The 16,500-nt window shown below is 75.0% G+C and carries 13 protein-coding genes and 1 rRNA gene; 3 read left to right on the top strand and 11 right to left on the bottom strand.

The window, feature by feature from the left end:
• Positions 1-43 precede the first annotated feature (43 nt).
• From ACIBBA_RS31250 to recN, 3 genes are all read right to left on the bottom strand, one after another.
• Positions 44-982: a copper transporter gene (locus ACIBBA_RS31250; protein WP_396702140.1), complete on the bottom strand. Its 939-nt coding sequence runs from the start codon at positions 980-982 to the stop codon at positions 44-46.
• A gap of 28 nt (positions 983-1,010) precedes the next feature.
• Positions 1,011-2,189: a putative cytokinetic ring protein SteA gene (gene steA, locus ACIBBA_RS31245; protein WP_396702138.1), complete on the bottom strand. Its 1,179-nt coding sequence runs from the start codon at positions 2,187-2,189 to the stop codon at positions 1,011-1,013.
• A 119-nt stretch (positions 2,190-2,308) separates the two neighbouring features.
• Positions 2,309-4,066: a DNA repair protein RecN gene (recN, locus tag ACIBBA_RS31240; RefSeq protein WP_396702136.1), complete on the bottom strand. Its 1,758-nt coding sequence runs from the start codon at positions 4,064-4,066 to the stop codon at positions 2,309-2,311.
• A gap of 91 nt (positions 4,067-4,157) precedes the next feature.
• Between recN and ACIBBA_RS31235 the strand changes: the two genes are divergently transcribed.
• Entirely contained in the window at positions 4,158-5,141 is a 984-nt protein-coding gene (locus ACIBBA_RS31235) for a helix-turn-helix domain-containing protein (RefSeq protein WP_396702134.1), read from the top strand.
• 46 nt (positions 5,142-5,187) lie between these two features.
• On the opposite strand, the gene ACIBBA_RS31230 is transcribed toward ACIBBA_RS31235, so the two are convergent.
• The 5 genes from ACIBBA_RS31230 to ACIBBA_RS31210 form a co-directional block, all read right to left on the bottom strand.
• On the bottom strand, positions 5,188-8,910 hold the full coding sequence (locus ACIBBA_RS31230; protein ID WP_396702132.1) for a S8 family serine peptidase: 3,723 nt from the start codon (positions 8,908-8,910) through the stop codon (positions 5,188-5,190).
• Positions 8,911-9,160: 250 nt separating this feature from the next.
• Positions 9,161-10,045, bottom strand: coding sequence for an NAD kinase (locus ACIBBA_RS31225; protein ID WP_396702130.1), 885 nt, complete (start codon positions 10,043-10,045; stop codon positions 9,161-9,163).
• Between the two features lie 82 nt (positions 10,046-10,127).
• On the bottom strand, positions 10,128-10,982 hold the full coding sequence (locus ACIBBA_RS31220; RefSeq protein WP_396702128.1) for a TlyA family RNA methyltransferase: 855 nt from the start codon (positions 10,980-10,982) through the stop codon (positions 10,128-10,130).
• A gap of 16 nt (positions 10,983-10,998) precedes the next feature.
• Positions 10,999-11,271, bottom strand: coding sequence for a hypothetical protein (locus ACIBBA_RS31215; protein ID WP_396702126.1), 273 nt, complete (start codon positions 11,269-11,271; stop codon positions 10,999-11,001).
• A 148-nt stretch (positions 11,272-11,419) separates the two neighbouring features.
• Entirely contained in the window at positions 11,420-12,112 is a 693-nt protein-coding gene (locus tag ACIBBA_RS31210) for a hypothetical protein (RefSeq protein WP_396702124.1), read from the bottom strand.
• 115 nt (positions 12,113-12,227) lie between these two features.
• Here ACIBBA_RS31210 and ACIBBA_RS31205 point away from each other — a divergent pair, with 115 nt between their 5' ends.
• Positions 12,228-12,566 carry an SCP2 sterol-binding domain-containing protein gene (locus tag ACIBBA_RS31205; protein WP_396702122.1) on the top strand — a complete coding sequence of 113 codons (339 nt, stop codon included), beginning with the start codon at positions 12,228-12,230 and terminating at the stop codon, positions 12,564-12,566.
• Between the two features lie 90 nt (positions 12,567-12,656).
• On the opposite strand, the gene ACIBBA_RS31200 is transcribed toward ACIBBA_RS31205, so the two are convergent.
• Together ACIBBA_RS31200 and ACIBBA_RS31195 are read right to left on the bottom strand one after the other, a co-directional pair.
• Positions 12,657-13,676 carry an HAD-IIA family hydrolase gene (locus tag ACIBBA_RS31200; RefSeq protein WP_396702120.1) on the bottom strand — a complete coding sequence of 340 codons (1,020 nt, stop codon included), beginning with the start codon at positions 13,674-13,676 and terminating at the stop codon, positions 12,657-12,659.
• Positions 13,673-14,608: a tetratricopeptide repeat protein gene (locus ACIBBA_RS31195; RefSeq protein ID WP_396702235.1), complete on the bottom strand. Its 936-nt coding sequence runs from the start codon at positions 14,606-14,608 to the stop codon at positions 13,673-13,675. The genes ACIBBA_RS31200 and ACIBBA_RS31195 overlap by 4 nt, the downstream gene beginning before the upstream one ends.
• On the opposite strand from ACIBBA_RS31195, the gene ACIBBA_RS31190 reads away from it, so the two are divergent.
• On the top strand, positions 14,597-16,318 hold the full coding sequence (locus ACIBBA_RS31190) for a hypothetical protein (protein ID WP_396702118.1): 1,722 nt from the start codon (positions 14,597-14,599) through the stop codon (positions 16,316-16,318). The genes ACIBBA_RS31195 and ACIBBA_RS31190 overlap by 12 nt on opposite strands.
• A gap of 91 nt (positions 16,319-16,409) precedes the next feature.
• Here the strand turns inward: ACIBBA_RS31190 and rrf are convergent.
• Positions 16,410-16,500: ribosomal RNA gene (gene rrf, locus ACIBBA_RS31185) — 5S ribosomal RNA — on the bottom strand; the annotation flags it as partial.

The raw sequence follows: 16,500 nt of genomic DNA, 5'->3' as shown, positions 1-16,500 counted from the left end.
ACTCCGATCGGTTCGTCGGCGGACATCCGGGGCTTCGGTTCGCTCACTGGGGCAGTTTAGGCAGCAGCGACGCGACGTTGTCGCCGACGCCGTACTGGCCGGCCTTCTTCTCGGTGAGCTGCTGCACCAGCGCGAGCGTGGTGACCAGCTGGCCCTGGATGGTGTTGGCGTTGTCGACGGTGGAGATGGTCTGCGAGAGCACCGGGTCACCGCGCACGATGGCCACCAGGTTGCCGCCGGCCGAGCCGTTGCCGCCGACCACGATGGCGCCGGTGCGGTCGAACTGCTCGGCGATCTTGACCACCGACTCGTCCTTCTTGGCGGAGTCCTTGTCGACGTACGGCTGGCCGCTGACCACCACGACCGCCTCCGCCGGGCCGGTGACCCGGTCCTCGGTGGTGAGGTAGCCGGCGTTGGTGTAGGCGGCGACCACCGCCCGCCGGTCGGCCTCGCTGACCGGTGCGACGCCCGGCCGGTCCAGCAGCACGCTGGCCAGCAGGGCGCTGGAGGTCTCCACGCCGTGTCCGTTACCGGGCAGGCCGCTGGTCTGCGCGCTGGTCGGGCGGGCGGCGGTGACCGCCAGCTCGAGCAGGTTGTTGTTGTTGTCCGGGTTGATGAACTTGTCCTGCAGGTCGACCCGGCCCGTGACGTCCGCCCCGGCCATCTGCAGCATCTTCAGCACGCCCTCGGTCTGGTCGCGCCCGGTGGGCAGGCTCAGCACCAGCACCCGGCGGCCGGCGAGCTTGCCGGGCAGAACGACCTGGGAGATCTCGGCCGCGAAGGCCTCCTCCGACTCCAGCTGCTTCTCGACGTTGTTGACCGTCTGACGCATCTGCTGGTTGTCCTTGCGCAGCGCGGTGACCTGCTCCTTGAGCGAGTCGGCCACCGGACCGTTGAGGGCGGCCGTGCCGACCACCAGCCCGATGGCCAGGGCCAGGAACACCGCGGTCAGCGACACCACGTGGTACCGGAAGTTGATCACGCTTGCAGCCTCTTGATCGTCGGGGGAGCTAGAAGAGCTGGCCCAGCTGGAACACGAAATTGTCCCACCACTCGGAGACCACGCCCAGGTATGCCTTCCCGACCGTGGAGACGGCCACCGCGGAGGCCATCGCGGCAACCGCCGAGAGCACCAGCAGCAGCAGCGAGGAGCCGGAGATGCTCTGCCGGTAGAGCCGGCTCACGCCCTTGGCGTCGACCAGCTTGCCGCCGACCTTCAGCCGGGTGAGGAACGTCGAGGCCATGCCGCCGCGGCCCTTGTCGAGGAACTCCACCAGGGTGGCGTGGGTGCCGACGGCGACCAGCAGCGAGGCGCCCTTCTCGTCGGCCAGCAGCATGGCGAGATCCTCGCTCGTCGCGGCGGCCGGAAAGAGCACCGCCGGGACGTCGAGCCCGGTCACCCGGGCCAGCCCGGGCGCCCGCCCGTCCGGGTAGGCGTGCACGATCACCTCGGCGCCGCAGCGCAGCACGTCGTCGGTGACCGAGTCCATGTCGCCGATGATCATGTCGGGGGTGTAACCCGCCTCGACCAGCGCGTCGGCGCCGCCGTCGACGCCGATCAGCACCGGCTTGAACTCCCGGATGTAGGGGCGCAGCACGTCCAGGTCGGCCTTGTAGTCGTAGCCGCGGACCACGATCAGGCAGTGCCGCCCCTGGATCTGCGTCTCGATCTCCGGCACGCCCACGCCGTCGAGCAGCAGGTCGCGCTCCTGCTTGAGGTAGTCCATGGTGTTGGCGGCGAACGCCTCCAACTGCACCGAGAGCCCCTCCCGGGCGTCGGCCATGGACTTGGCCACCGTCTCGGCGTCCTGCAGGTTGCCGTGCGCGACCGGCTCGTCACCGACATAGACGGTGTTGCCCTCGATCCGCACGGTGTCGCCCTCGCGGATCCGCTCGAAGACCCCCTCGCCCAGGTCGTCCAGGAGCGGGATGCCCGCGCCGACCAGCACCTCCGGACCGAGGTTCGGATAGCGGCCGGAGACCGACGGCTTCGCGTTGAGCACTGCCGCGACGCCGACGGCGACCAGGGAATCCGCCGCGACCCGGTCCAGGTCGACGTGGTCGATCACCGCGATGTCACCGGGGCGCAGCCGGCCGACCAGGCGTTTCGTCCGGCGATCGAGGCGCGCGGTGCCGAGGAGAACACCCGGTACCGCGTTCCGGGTCCGGCGCAACGTGGGTAGACGCATCGTGACCATCCTGGCATGTGGGGCAGGCATTTCTGTCGCGACATGCCTGAGCAGGGCCGCCTACCCAGGGAAGCACACCGGAGCGCAGGCTGGTGTGCTTGCGCTCACAATACCGGCGGTCACAACCGCCTTTCCTTGGCGGCCACGGCCAGGAGCTCCTCGGCGTGTGCGATACCCAGATCCGAGTCGGGCAAACCCGCGAGCATCCGGGCCAGCTCCCGGGCGCGCTCGGTGTCCTCCACCACCCGGACCCCGCTCGTGGTCACCGCGCCGCCGGTGTCCTTCGCCACCACCAGGTGCCGGTCGGCGAACGCGGCGACCTGCGGCAGGTGGGTGACGACCAGCACCTGGTGGCTGCGGGCGAGGCGGGCCAGCCGGCGCCCGATCTCCACCGCCGCCTGACCGCCGACGCCGGCGTCGACCTCGTCGAAGACCAGGGTGGGCGGACCGCCGGAGCCGGCGAAGACCACCTCGATGGCGAGCATCACCCGGGACAGCTCACCGCCGGAGGCCCCCCGCTGCAGCGGCAGCGCCGGCGCGCCCGGATGGGCCAGCAACCGCAGCTCGACCTCGTCGCCGCCGTCGGGACCGACGCCCACCTCGACGCCGCCCACGGCAAGCGTCGGCTCGGCCCGACCGGCCGGCCGGGGCAGCACCGCCACCTCGATACGGGCGTGCGGCATGGCCAGCCCGGCCAGCTCGACGGTGACCTGCTCGGCGAACCGGACCGCCGCCTCCTGCCGGGACGCCGACACCCGACCGGCCAGCTCGGCCACCTCGGCGGCCAGGCGCTGCCCCTCGCGGTCCAGCTCGTCCAGCAGATCGTCGGAGGTGTCCAGCTCGGACAGTCGGGTGCGGGCCCGCTCGGCCCAGGCGATCACCCCGTCGACGTCGTCGGCGTACTTGCGGGTCAGCCCGCGCAGCGCGGCCCGCCGCTCGTAGACGGCCTGCAGCCGGGCCGGGTCGGCGTCGAGCGTGGCGAGGTAGGCCGACAGCTCGGCGGAGACGTCGGTGACCAGGGTCGCGGCCTCCTCGAGCCGGGCCGCCAGCTCGCCCAGGGCCGGGTCGGTGCCGGTCTGCGCCTCGAGGGTGCGCCGGGCGGTGCCGAGCAGGGTGCTCGCGTCGGGGGTGTCGTCAGCCGCCTCCGCACCGCCGGCCACGCACTGCTGCGCGAGCTGCGCCGCGGTACGCAGCCCCTCGGCGTGCTCCAGCCGCTGCGCCTCGGCGCGCAGGTCGTCGTCCTCACCCGGCTGCGGGTCGACCCGGGTGATCTCGTCCAGGCCCAGCCGCAGCAGATCGGCCTCCTGGTTGCGCTCGCGGGCGTTGCGCCGCCGGTCGGTCAGGTCGTCGACCACCCGCCGCCAGCCCGTGTAGGCCTCCCGCAGCGCGTCGAGCAGCTTCTCGTGCTCCGGCCCGGCGAACCGGTCCAGCGCGGCCCGCTGCTCGGCCGGACGCAGCAGCCGCAGCTGGTCGGACTGCCCGTGCACCGCGACCGCCTGCTCGCCGACCTCGCCGAGCATCGACACCGGCATGCTCCGGCCGCCCAGGTGCGCCCGGGACCGGCCCTCGACGGTGACCGTGCGGCTCAGCAGCAGCGAGCCGTCCTCGTCGGGCTCGCCGCCGGCGTCGCTGATCCGGGCGTGCACCGTCTCGGCCACCCGGCCGGCCAGGCGCAGCCGCCCCTCCACCATCGCCCGGCCGGGCTGGGCGCGCACCCGACCGGCGTCGGCCCGGCCGCCGAAGAGCAGGCCGAGGCCGGTCACCACCATGGTCTTGCCCGCACCGGTCTCGCCGGTGATGACGTTCATCCCGCCGGTCAACGGCAGGGTGGTGTCCTCGATGACGCCCAGTCCGGTGATGCGCAGCTCTTCCAGCACAGCAACCGACAGTAGACGCGAGGCCCGACAGTTGACCAGCCGACGCGGGGTGCGTCGTGCTGCGGACGGCGGCGTCGTACAGTTCAGCCCCGTGTTGGACGTGATCGGCCTGACCGCAGGCGAGGAGGACCTCTACCGCAGCCTGGTGCAGCTCACCACGGCGCGGGTCGAGGAGCTGGCCGAGCGGCTGCGCCGCCCCCGCGTGGAGATCGTCGCCCAGCTCGACGCGCTGCGCGCGAAGGGGCTGGTGCTGCCGACCGGGCCGGAGCCGGACGCGCCGCTGCGGCCGCTGGCCCCGGACGTGGCGCTCGGTGGGGCGCTGCTACGCCGGCAGGAGGCGCTGGAGGCGGCCCGCGCGGCGGTCACCCAGCTCACCGAGGACTACCGGGCCGGGATGCGCCGGCACGACGTCGACCACCTGGTCGAGGTGATCACCGGCGCACAGGCCCTGCGCGAGCGCCTGCGTGACCTGCAGAACGCCGCCCGCGTCGAGGTGCTCTGGTTCTGCCGGGCGAGCCCGCTGGCCATGCTCGGCCAGGAGAACGTCGAGGAGTTCGACGCGCTGTCTCGCGGGGTCCGCTACCGGGCGATCTACGAACGCGAGATGCTCCTCGAACCGGGTGCGCTGGCCGATGTCGAGCAGGGCGTACGCGCCGGTGAGCAGGCCCGGGTCCTCGACCGGCTGCCGGTCCGGCTGGCCATCGTGGACGCTCAGACGGCGATCTGCCCGCTGGTGCCGAAGCCGGGCGACGGTGAGCCGAGCGCCGCGGTGATCGGCCGCAGTCAGCTGCTCGACGCGCTGCTCGCCCTCTTCGAGAGCCATTGGCTGATGGCCACGCCGCTGCGCTCGTCGCTCCCACCGGTCGACCGCGGCGGCGAGGGCTACCGGCCCGACGCCGACGAGGCCCGGCTGCTGTCGCTCTTCGTGGCCGGGGTGCCGGACAAGTCCATCGCCTCGCAGCTGGGGGTGAGCCGGCGTACCGTGCAGCGCCGGCTCGCCGACCTGATGGCGGTCGCCGGCGTGGACACCCGGCCCGGTCTGGCCTTCCAGGTCGCCCGGCGCGGCTGGATCTGAACCACGAGGGGGCGGGACGGCCGACGGCCGCCCCGCCCCGCGTGCGTCAGCGCAGCCCGTACGCGTCGATCACGGTCTGCTCGACGGTGTTGCCGGCCCGGTCGCCGGCGTGCACCCGCAGCGACACCGCGCCGCGGCCGGCCGGCACCGTCGCGGTGAACCGCGTGCCGGAGCCGTGCACCGGCACCGACCGCCACTTCTTCCCGCCGTCGAACGATACCTCGACCCGCAGGCTGGTGCCGGTCGGCGCCGAGACGCCGGTCGGCTGGCGCAGGGTCAGCCCGAGCTTGTGCGACGTGTTGCCCCGCACCTCACCGCGCAGGTCGGCGGGGACCCGGTAGTCGACCTGGAGCAGCGGCAGCGCCTTGGCCGCGTCCCCGGCCGGGCGGGCCGAGGTGAACTGCCAGGCCGTCTCGGTACGGGTGGCGTAGCGCCACTCGTCCGAGCTGCGCTGCGTGGCCAGGTCCAGCCGGTAACGGGCCGACTCCGCGGTGGTGGGCACCGACGCCCAGCCGCCGGAGAGGTCGGCGATCTGCTTCCCGTTACGGCTGAGCCGGGCCTCGACGGTGTCCGCCTCCTCGCCGCCGCCGGCCGGGCTGTAGTTGCCCGCGGCGTCGACGAACTCGGCCACCCGCAGGTCCAGGGTGTCCCCGGTGCGGGTCGGCACCGGCACCCCGCCGCCGGCCGGCACGGCCGGCCGGACCACCGGGGCGTGCCAGCTCTCGGTGTCCCGGTCGTCGGCGGCGTAGCGCCGGGGCTGCTGGGTCAGCCCGCCGAGCAGCCGCCCCCAGGACCAGGTGACCCGGTGCAGCACCCGGTGCTGCCACCAGGCGTCCCCGGCGCTGACGAACTCCTGCCGGGTGGTGCCGGTACGCACCAGCCGCTGGTCGTCGTTCCAGGAGGTCTCCTGCCACGGACGCCATCCGAACCGCTGTTCGGTGGCCCACTCCGAGCCGCCGACGTCACCGTAGTCGGCGCTCACCTCGGCGGTGTTCTTCGCGGTGACCGTGTGCACGATCCGCTCCGGCACCCGGCCCTTCGAGACCTGCCACACGTCGTACAGGTAGGGGCTGTCGACGGTCAGCGTCAGGTCGATCGTCGCCCGACCCTTGCGGGCCGCCGCGATCAACCGCTGGCCGTCGTCGTTCGCCACCGCCATCGAGGGAAGGGCCAGCCGGTCCCCCTGCGGGGTCCAGACCGTCCACGCGCTCTGGTCCGCCGGCCGGACGATGAGCACCGACTTCGCACCGGCCGCCGCGGCCGCCGCGATCTGCTCCTCCTCCGAGGCGTCCGGGTTGGTGACGAGCAGCGCCGCGGCGCCGCGCACCCGGGTCAGCTCGGCGGGGGTGCCGGTGCCGGCCCAGACCAGCGGCAGCTTCTGCCGCCCGGTCGGCGCCGGCGAGTAGCCCATCAGGTTGATGTCCAGCGGACCGGAGACCCCACTGATCTTCGCGTCCACCATCGGGGCGACCAGTTGCCAGCGCGAGGAGAACTCGAACTCGCCCTGGCGCACCGCGCGGGTCGGCGTGACGTTGACCTGCTGGATGGTGCTGAAGGTCATCACGCCGTGGTCGACCTGCCGGCCGTTGCCGAAGATCCGGTGCTCGTAGAAGCTGATCGCGGCTCGCTGCTCGGCCGGCTTCGGCGTCTCGATCCGCACCGGGGTGCCCTTGCGGGGGTCGAGCACCACCGTGACGTCCCGGGTGACCATCAGCTCCGGGTCGGTGGCCAGGGTGATCTGCTCGTCCAGCGGCGCGCCGTGCTCGATCAGCGCCTCGACCAGGTACGGGCCCTCCTCGACCTGCACCTGCGTCTCACCGCCGACCCAGCCGATGAAGTCGGACTCGGGCTGCTCGCCGAAGAGGGTGAGCACGGGCGCCAGGCCCGGCTGCCCCTGCAGGTCCAGCACCTTCACGGTGACCGTGTGCACCGGGCCGCTCAGGGTGAGCCCGACGGCGGTACGCACCGCGACGCCGTCCGCGCCGGTGGCCACCAGCCACCCGCCGTGCGGGCCGCGGGCCAGCTTCGCCGGGTCGGCGCGCAGCGGCACGGCCACGCTGCCGCCGGCCGGCACGGTCACCTCGCCGCCGCCGACGCTGACCCCGTCGGGCTCGGCCGCGCCACTGTCCAGGTTGCGCAGCTCCAGGGCCAGCCGCAGGGTCTGCGGGGCCGCGGTGCCGTTGGTGTACGTGACGCTCCGCTCGACCGTCGCGTCGCCGGTGGAGATGCGACCGAAGTCCGCGGTGGCCGAGCCGTACACCCGCTGGGACAGCGCCCGGGCCACGTCGACCCGGCCGCCGCCCTGCTCGAAGACGGTCAGCTCCGGGTTCGCCTTGGTGGTGCTGACCAGCGCGTCCTTGAGCTTTCCGGCGGTCCAGTCCGGGTGGTCCTGGGCGAGGATCGCGGCCGCGCCGGCGACGTGCGGGGTGGCCATCGAGGTGCCGGACGCGGTGGTGTACGCGTCGCCCACCGGCGTACCCATGGTGGTGCCGGCGGCCCGGGCGGCGATGATGCCGACGCCCGGCGCGGTGATCTCCGGCTTCAGGCCGTTGTCGCCGAGCCGCGGGCCGCGGCTGGAGAAGTCGGCCAGGTTGTCGTCGCGGTCCACCGCGCCGACGGTGAGCGCCGCGGTGGCCGCGCCCGGCGAGCCGACGGAACGCGGCGTGCCCTCGTTGCCCGCGGCGATGACGAAGAGTGCCCCGGTCTCGGCGGTCAGGTCGTTGACCGCCTGGCTCATCGGGTCGGTGCCGTCGCTCGCGGAGCCGCCGAGGCTCATGCTGACCACCTTTGCGCCGGAGTGGGCGGCCCACTCCATGCCCGCGATGATGGACGAGCTGTAGCCGGAGCCGCCGTCGTCGAGCACCTTGCCGACCAGCAGCTGCGCGCCGGGGGCGACGCCCTTGCGCAACCCTTCGGAGGCGGCGCCGCTGCCGGCGATGGTGGCCGCCACGTGGGTGCCGTGGCCGTGCCCGTCGCGGGCGCTGCCGCTGCCGGAGAAGTCCTGCGCCTCGGCGATGCGACCGGCCAGGTCAGGGTGGGTCGAGTCGACGCCGGTGTCGAGCACCGCGACCCGGACGCCCTTGCCGTCCCGGCCGGCGGCCCAGGCCGCCGGAGCGCCGATCTGCGGCACGCTGTGCTCCAGCGCCGGGCGGACCTTCCCGTCCAGCCAGATCCGGGCGACACCGGCGCCGAGCCGGGCCGGCGAACCGGCGGTACGGGCCTGCGGGGTGGCGCGCAACGTCGTCCACAGGCCACCGAGGTCGCCCTTGCCGACTCGCAGCGCCGCGCCGTTGATGCTCTCCAGCGGGCGGGCGTCGGTGGCGCCGGCGAGCGGCCGGACCCGACCGGCCGCCGGCTCCTGGTAGCGGACGATCAGCGGCAGCGAGCCCTGCGCGGCGTCGCCGTACCCGTTGGCGGCCAATTCCTGCACGTCGAACAGGTCGGGGTCGAGCACCCCGGCGGAGAGGTACGGCACGACGTCGCTGGGCAGCACCCGCACACCGCCGTCGGCCTCGACGGTGTGGAAGGTGATCCGCTCACGGCCGGGGCCGGGGCGGACGGTGGCGGCGACCCGGCCGGGTGCCGCCTGGACGAGGTCGACCTGGTCGCCGGTGATCAGGGTGATGTGGACGGGCGCGGTGCCCGGGGCGGGCGTGGCCGGGGTAGGGCCAGTGGGCCGGGCGGACGGGTCGGCGGACGCCGGTGCGGCGAGTCCGACGACCAACGCGCCGACCGCGCCGGCGGCGAGCCAGCGAGGGGGCCTGTGCATGCGATGCGCTCCTCTACTCCAGGGGCCGGTCTCTGGTGAAGATCGACCGATCGGAGTTTGCGGCGCAGATCACTGCACGGTCACTAGCTGCGGCCCGCCGCACCGGCGACATGTCGCCAGGTGGACATCCGGCGGGCACCTGACGGACCCGCAGATGTCGGGCAGGTTACCGCCGAGATCGTGGTGTCTTCGGGGCCGTCGCCGGTCCGCGCCGGAGCACGATCGGCGCCGGTTCGGCGGCGCGGGCGCGTCAGCGACGCGAGCCGCGCCAGCCGTGCACCGGCAACCCGAACTTGGCCACCAACCGGTCGGTGAACGGCCGGTCGCGCAGCCGGACGATCCGCACCGGCAGCGCGCCGCGGCGCACCGTCACCCGGGCGCCCGGCGGCAGGTCGTAGACCCGCCGCCCGTCGCAGGAGAGCACCGCGAGGGTGGTGAACGGATCCACGGTGATCACGAAGGTCGACGTCGGCGCGGTCACCAGCGGCCGGCTGAACAGCGCGTGCGCGCTGATCGGCACCAGCAGCAGCGCCTCCACCTCCGGCCAGACCACCGGCCCCCCACCGGAGAACGCGTACGCGGTGGAACCGGTGGGGGTCGCGCAGACCACCCCGTCGCAGCCGTACCGGGACAGCGGCCGGCCGTCCACGTCGACGAGGAGCTCGAGCATCTGGGCCCGCTCCCCCTTCTCGACGCTGATCTCGTTGAGCGCCCAGGACTCGATCGTCGGCCCGCCGTCGAACTCGGCGGTGACGTCGAGGGTGAGCCGCTCGTCGACGGTGTAGTTGCGCGAGACCACGTCGCGTACCGCGCTGTCCAGGTCGCCGATCTCGGCCTCGGCGAGGAAGCCGACCTTGCCGAGGTTGATGCCGAGCAGCGGCGCCTTGGCCGGCCGGGCCAGCTCCGCCGCCCGCAGGAACGTGCCGTCCCCGCCGAGCGCGAAGACGATCTCGGCGCCGTCGGCGGCCGCCAGCCCCGTCACCGGGACGACGCCGGGCAGGTCGAGGTCGTCGGCCTCCTCGGCCACCACGCGTACCTCGAAACCGGCGGCGATCAGGTCGCCGGCAACCGCCCGGGCGTGCTCGGTGCTGCGTCGCCGGCCGGTGTGGGTGACCAGCAGGGCGGTCCGGCTCACCGGGCCCGCCCTCGGGTCGCGACGCACCGCCGGCCGGCGACCGGCCGGTCCGCGCCCGCCGTGCAACGCCCGCTCCTCGCGCTCACCCTGCGACCTCCTCCGCCGCCGAGCCCGGCACCGCGCCGGACGTCGTGGGGCCCTCCGGCCCGGCCGCGACCACCGCCCGCACCCGTTGCGGGTCGGCAGGCGACGCGTCCCGGCGTAACCATACGAAGAACTCGACGTTGCCGCTCGGCCCCGGCAGCGGGCTGGCCGCCACGTCCGCCAGGCCCAGCCCGAGCTGCTCGGCGGCCGCCGCCACGTCGAGCACCGCCTCGGCGCGCAACTCCGGGTCGCGGACCACCCCGCCGGTGCCCACCCGTTCCTTGCCGACCTCGAACTGGGGCTTCACCATGAGCGCCAGATCGCCGTCGGCGCGGGTGCAGCCGGCCAGCGCCGGGAGCACCAGCCGCAGCGAGATGAACGACAGGTCGGCGACGGTCAGGTCCACCGGCCCGCCGATGGTCTCCGGGGTGAGCGAGCGGACGTTGGTGCGCTCGTGCACCCGCACCCGCTCGTCGGTACGCAGCGGCCACGCGAGCTGCCCGTAGCCGACGTCCACCGCGACCACCTCGGCCGCACCGGCGCGCAGCAGCACGTCGGTGAAGCCGCCGGTCGACGCCCCGGCGTCCAGGCAGCGCCGACCGGCGACCGGCAGCCCGCCGAACGCGGCCAGCGCGCCGGCCAGCTTGTGCCCGCCCCGGGAGACGTACTCGGAACTCGGGTCCTCGCCGGTGACCAGCAGCGGGTCGGCGGGGTCGACCATCGCGGCCGGCTTGCGGGCCTGCACTCCGCGCAGCTGGACCCGGCCGGCCTCCACCAGCGCGGCGGCCTGCTCCCGGGAGCGGGCCAGGCCGCGGCGGACGAGCTCGGCGTCCAGCCGGTTGCGACGTGCCATGGGTGGTTCTCCGGTCTCAGGACTGGTCGATGGTGGCGAGGGTCTCGCGCAGCGTCTGGTAGGCCGCCTCGTACTGGGCGATCTGATCGGCCGGGGCGAGCGACGCCGCGTTGATCATCGCTTGGACGGCCGCGTCGACCGCCGGGTGCCCCTGGTCGTCCAGGTCGTCGCCGAGCGCCGACGACGGCGCACCGCCACCGGGCGGCGAGCCGGGTCGCGCCCCGGGCGTCGGTGCGGGCCGGGCTACGGGCATGCCACCCGGCGGCGGCCCCGGGCGGGCTGCCGGCATGCCACCCGGCGGCGGCCCGGGGCGGGCCGCGGACGGGTCACCGGGCTGCGGGCCAGGACGGGCCGACGGCGGTGGGCCGGGGCGGCCGGCCGGCGGTGGACCCGGGTGGAGCGGACCGGTCACGACCGGCCCCGGGAGGTCGGGTGGGTCACTCGGCACCGCCCGGCTGCTGCTTGCGGGCCACCTTCTGCGGCGGCCGGGCCGGCTCGGCGTCCCCGCCGGTGGGCGTGAGCGCGGCCGGCGACTTGCGTGCCACCGCCTTGCCGGGCTCGGCCTTCTTGGCCACCGCCTTCTTCGCCACGGCCTTCTTCGCGACCGCCTTCTTCGCCACGGCCTTCTTGGCCGGCGGCGCGGAGACCGGCGCGCCGAGCGACTCGGTCGACGGCACCGGACCCGGGCCGGTGTTCGGCTCGGCCGACGGTTTCGGACCGGTCTGCGCGGCGGTCACCGGGGCCGGGGCGCGGCGCGGCCCGGCCGGGGCCTCCGCGGCGGCCTGCGGCGCGGTGTCGGCCGGCGCGGCGACGCCGGGCGTGCCCGCGGCCCGGGCATCGCGCAGCTGCCGGTCCAGCTCGTGCACCCGGCGGGTCAGTTCGGCGACCTCCTCGGCGGTGGCGAGCCCGACCGCGCCGAGCGCCCGGTCGACCTCGAACCGGACGAGCTTGGTCAGCGCCTCCCGGTTCGCCGCGCTGGTGGAGACGAGCTCCTCGCCGAGCGCCTGGAGCTGCGCGGCGGTCGCGCCGCCCGACCCGACGAGTCGGCGGACCACGTCCTGGGCCTTCTTCCGGGGCGCCTCCGTCAGGCCCATGGCCAGCTCGAGGTAGGCGCGCCACGCGTCCTGCATGCCTGAGTCCTTCCGCGGGGCGGGGGGTGTGCAGGTGTCACGCTACCGGGCACCCGGGACCGGCCTGTGCGGTACGGTGCCGGGGACGGCGTGGCGTAGGGCGAGGAGGCGGCGAGTGGCCAGCGTGGACGAGTGTCGGCAGGCGTTGCAGGAGCTAGCCGCCCGGCTCGACAGCAACGCCGAGACGGTGCGCGAGCGCGTCGACCTCGATCGGACGCTCGCCTGCCGGATCACCGACCTCGAGACCGCGTTCCACGGCCGGATCGCCGACGGCCGGCTGCTCGACCTGACCGACGGCGACGACCCGAAAGCCAAGATCGCGCTGAGCACCAGCAGCGACGACCTGGTCGCGCTGGTCGCGGGCGATCTCGACATCGCCCGCGCGGTCGCGTCCCGCCGGGTGTCGATCAAGGCGAACCCGTTCGACCTGATGAAGCTGCGCAAGTTGCTCTGAGTCGCGCGCAGGCTGAGCCGAGCGCGTCGGCGCTCGGTCGATGGTGCTCAGGTCGCGAGGCCGAGCGCGGTCAGCGCCCGGGGGCGGTGATCAGGTCGCGAGGCCGAGCGCGGTCAGCGCCCGGGTGGCGTCCGGCGAGCCGGCGCGGACCGGTGGGACCGCCGGCACCGACCATGCCGCCGCGCAGAGCGCGGCGAGGGCGTCCAGCGGCCGTCCCGCGCCGGTCAGCTCCAGACCGCCGTCGCGGGCGGCCACCGACCAGCCCCCGGCGTCCGTCGGGCCCGGTACCCGCACCACGGCTGCCGGGTCGAAGAGCCCGGCCAGGTCGTGCGCGACGAAGGTGGGGCGGCGGGCCGGCTCGGCGGCAAGCAGTTCGGGTACGTCGCTGACGCCGGTGAGCACGAGCAGGCTGTCCAGCCCGGCCCGGCGGGCACCCTCGATGTCGGTGTCCAGCCGGTCCCCGACCACCAGGGTCCGACCGTCGTCGATCCGGCGGGCGGCGGTGGCGAAGAGTTCCGGCTCGGGCTTGCCGACCACGACGTCCGGCTCACGGCCGAGCGCGGTGCGCAGCACGGCCACCAGGGCGCCGTTGCCGGGCAGCGGTCCCCGCCCGCTGGGCAGGGTGCGGTCGGTGTTGGTGGCGATCCAGGTGGCGCCAGCGCGGACCGCGACCGTCGCCTCGGCCAGGTTGGTCCAGCCGACCTGCGGCCCGTACCCCTGCACCACCGCGTGCGGCTTCTCGTCGGCCCGGTCGACCGGGCTGAGGCCGACCGCGGCGATCTCCGCCCGCAGCGCCTCGGCGCCGACCACCAGCACGGGGGCGCCGGCCGGCAGCCGGTCCCGGAGCAGCTCGGCGGCGGCCGCCGCGGAGGTCAGCACCTCCTCGGGCCCGGCCGGCACGCCCATCCCGCTGAGCAGGTCGGCCACCTCGCTCGACCGGCGGGAGGCGTTGTTCGTCGCGTACGCGACCGCCCGGCCCTCGGCGTGCAGGCGGCCGACCGCCTCGACCGCGCCGGGGATCGGCCGGTCGATCAGGTAGATCACACCGTCCAGGTCGAAGACGACCTGGGCGTACCCGTCGACAAGCCGCGCCCCGGCGTCAGTGGTCACCGGGCGACCGGGCCCGTCTCGTCGTGGCCCGCCGGAGCGTCCCCTCCGGCGCGCACGGTCAGGTCGGGGTCGTCCGCCCCGCCGCTGCCGAGCGCGTCGTCACGGGTCACCGTCCTGAGGTCGGCATCGTCATCGGATGCCTCGTCGTCGCCGTCGGCCGCGTCGTCGCCGTCAACCGATGCCGTGTCGTCGCCGGCCTGCGCCTCGTCGTCGGCCGCCTCCGGGAGCACCTCGGCGGGCGCGTCCGGCTCGGCGTCGTCGCTGACGAGGTCGGTGTCCGGGCGGGCCGGCACGGTGCCGGGCGTACCCGGACCGGCGGCGATCTCCTCCGCCGACTCCTCGTCCTCGTCGTCGCCCTCGATGACCACCCCGTCGAGTTCCAGCAGCCGCTCGGCGGCGTCGGTCTCACCCTCGGTGTCCACCTCGGAGGCGCGGGCGAACCACTCCCGGGCCTCCTCGCGGCGGTCGACCGCGAGCAGCGCATCGGCGTACGCGTAGCGGAGCCGGGCCGTCCACGGCTCGGCCACGTCGGTGGTCAGCTCGCGGACCTGGAGCATGGCGACCGCGGCGTCCTTCTGGCCGAGATCCCCACGCGCCCCGGCGGCGACGATCAGCAGCTCGATGGCGACGGCCGGGTCGAGCGCGTCCCGGTCGGCGCCGCGGAACAGGTCGATGGCGCGCTCCGGCCGCCCGAGCGCGCGCTCGCAGTCGGCCAGCACCGCCAGGTGGCTCTGCAGGCCGGTCATCCGGTGGTACGTCCGCAGCTCGGCGATGGCGGTCTGCCACTCGCCGGCGTGGTACGCGGCCAGGCCGACGGCCTCCCGCACCGCCGAGATCCGGGACGCCAGCCGTCGGGCGGCCAGCGCGTGCGCCAGCGCCTCGGCCGGGTCCTCGTCGATCAGCTGACCGGTCGCCACCAGGTGCCGGGCCACGGAGTCCGCGACCGGCTTGGCCAGCGACAGCAGTTCGGCGCGGACGTCCTTGTCCAGGTCGGTCGCGACGATCTCGTCCGGCAACGCGGGGGCCGTACCGCCCTCACCCGCCCGCTCCGGACGCGCACCGCGCTCATCCTCGCGGCGCCGGTCACCGAAGCCACCTTCGCGCCGGCGGTCGTCGAAGCCACGGTCGTCCCGGCGCGGCCGCTCGCCGCCACGGAAGCCGCCCTCACGGTCACCACCGCGGAAGCCGCCCTCGCGACGGTCGCCACCGCGGAAGCCGCCCTCGCGGGGCGCGCCGTCGCGGTCGCCACCACGGAAGCCGCCTTCACGACGGTCACCACCCCGGTAGCCGCCCTCGCGGGACGCGCCGCCCTGGTAGCCGCCTTCGCGACGGTCACCGCCACGGAACCCGCCCTCGCGACGCTCGCCGCCCTGGTAGCCACCCTCGCGACGGTCACCGCCGCGGAAGCCGCCTTCACGACGCTCGCCACCGCGGAAGCCGCCCTCGCGGGGCGCGCCGTCACGGTCGCCGCCGCGGAAACCACCCTCGCGACGGTCACCGCCACGGAAGCCGCCCTCGCGCGGCGGACCCGACCGGTAGCCGCCCTCGCGGCGCTCGCCACCACGGAAGCCACCCTCACGACGCTCACCGCCACGGAAGCCGCCCTCGCGCGGAGCGCCCTCGCGGTCGCCACCACGGAAGCCACCCTCGCGACGATCGCCGCCGCGGAAACCGCCCTCGCGGGGCGCGCCGTCACGGTCGCCACCACGGAAACCACCCTCACGACGGTCACCGCCGCGGAAGCCGCCCTCGCGACGATCGCCGCCGCGGAAACCACCCTCGCGGGGCGCGCCGTCACGGTCGCCGCCGCGGAAGCCGCCCTCACGGCGATCGCCACCACGGAAACCACCCTCGCGGGGCGCGCCGTCACGGTCGCCACCACGGAAACCACCCTCGCGACGCTCACCGCCGCGGAAGCCGCCCTCGCGACGGTCACCGCCGCGGAAACCACCCTCGCGGGGCGCGCCGTCACGGTCGCCACCACGGAAGCCACCCTCGCGACGCTCACCGCCACGGAAACCACCCTCACGACGGTCACCGCCCTGGCCCTCGCGGCGGTCTCCACCGCGGTAGCCGCCCTCGCGGTCACCACCGCGGAAGCCACCCTCACGACGGTCGCCACCACGGAAGCCACCCTCACGACGGTCACCGCCACGGAAGCCACCCTCGCGGGGCGCGCCGTCACGGTCGCCGCCACGGAAGCCGCCCTCACGACGGTCGCCGCCGCGGAAACCACCCTCGCGGGGCGCGCCGTCACGGTCGCCACCGCGGAAACCACCCTCGCGGCGCTCACCGCCACGGAAGCCTCCGGGCCGATCGCCGCCACGGAATCCGCCTTCGCGCGGCGGACCCGACCGGTAGCCGCCCTCACGGTCGCCGCCACGGAAGCCACCCTCACGGCGGTCACCGCCGCGGAAGCCCTGGTCACGGTCGCCGCCGCGGGAACCACCGGGGCGGAAGCCGCCCTCGCGGCGGTCGCCGCCTCGGTCTCCGGAGTACCCGCGCGCACCGCCGCGGTTGTCCTGGCCGCCTCGGTACGGTGGCCGGTCGCGGTCGTCCCGCCGCGGGGCTCGGTCTCGCCCACCCGGCCCGTCGGTGCGGTCCTCGTTACGACGGGGGCGGTCGTCGCCCTGCGGTCCTGAACTCACGGGGTACATCCTTCCTGATTGCGCCAGCTGTGGCGCTACGCAGTCGAGGGCCGACCCGGATGGGGCGCCCCTCGACTGGAAGATTGTCCGGCGGCGTCCTACTCTCCCACACCCTCCCGAGTGCAGTACCATCGGCGCTGGAGGGCTTAGCTTCCGGGTTCGGAATGTAACCGGGC

The organism is Micromonospora sp. NPDC051006, from assembly GCF_044456245.1.
In the GTDB taxonomy this organism is placed as follows: domain Bacteria; phylum Actinomycetota; class Actinomycetes; order Mycobacteriales; family Micromonosporaceae; genus Micromonospora.
The sequence above is the reverse complement of the archived record's forward strand: the minus strand, read 5'-3'. Positions and strand labels throughout refer to the sequence as shown.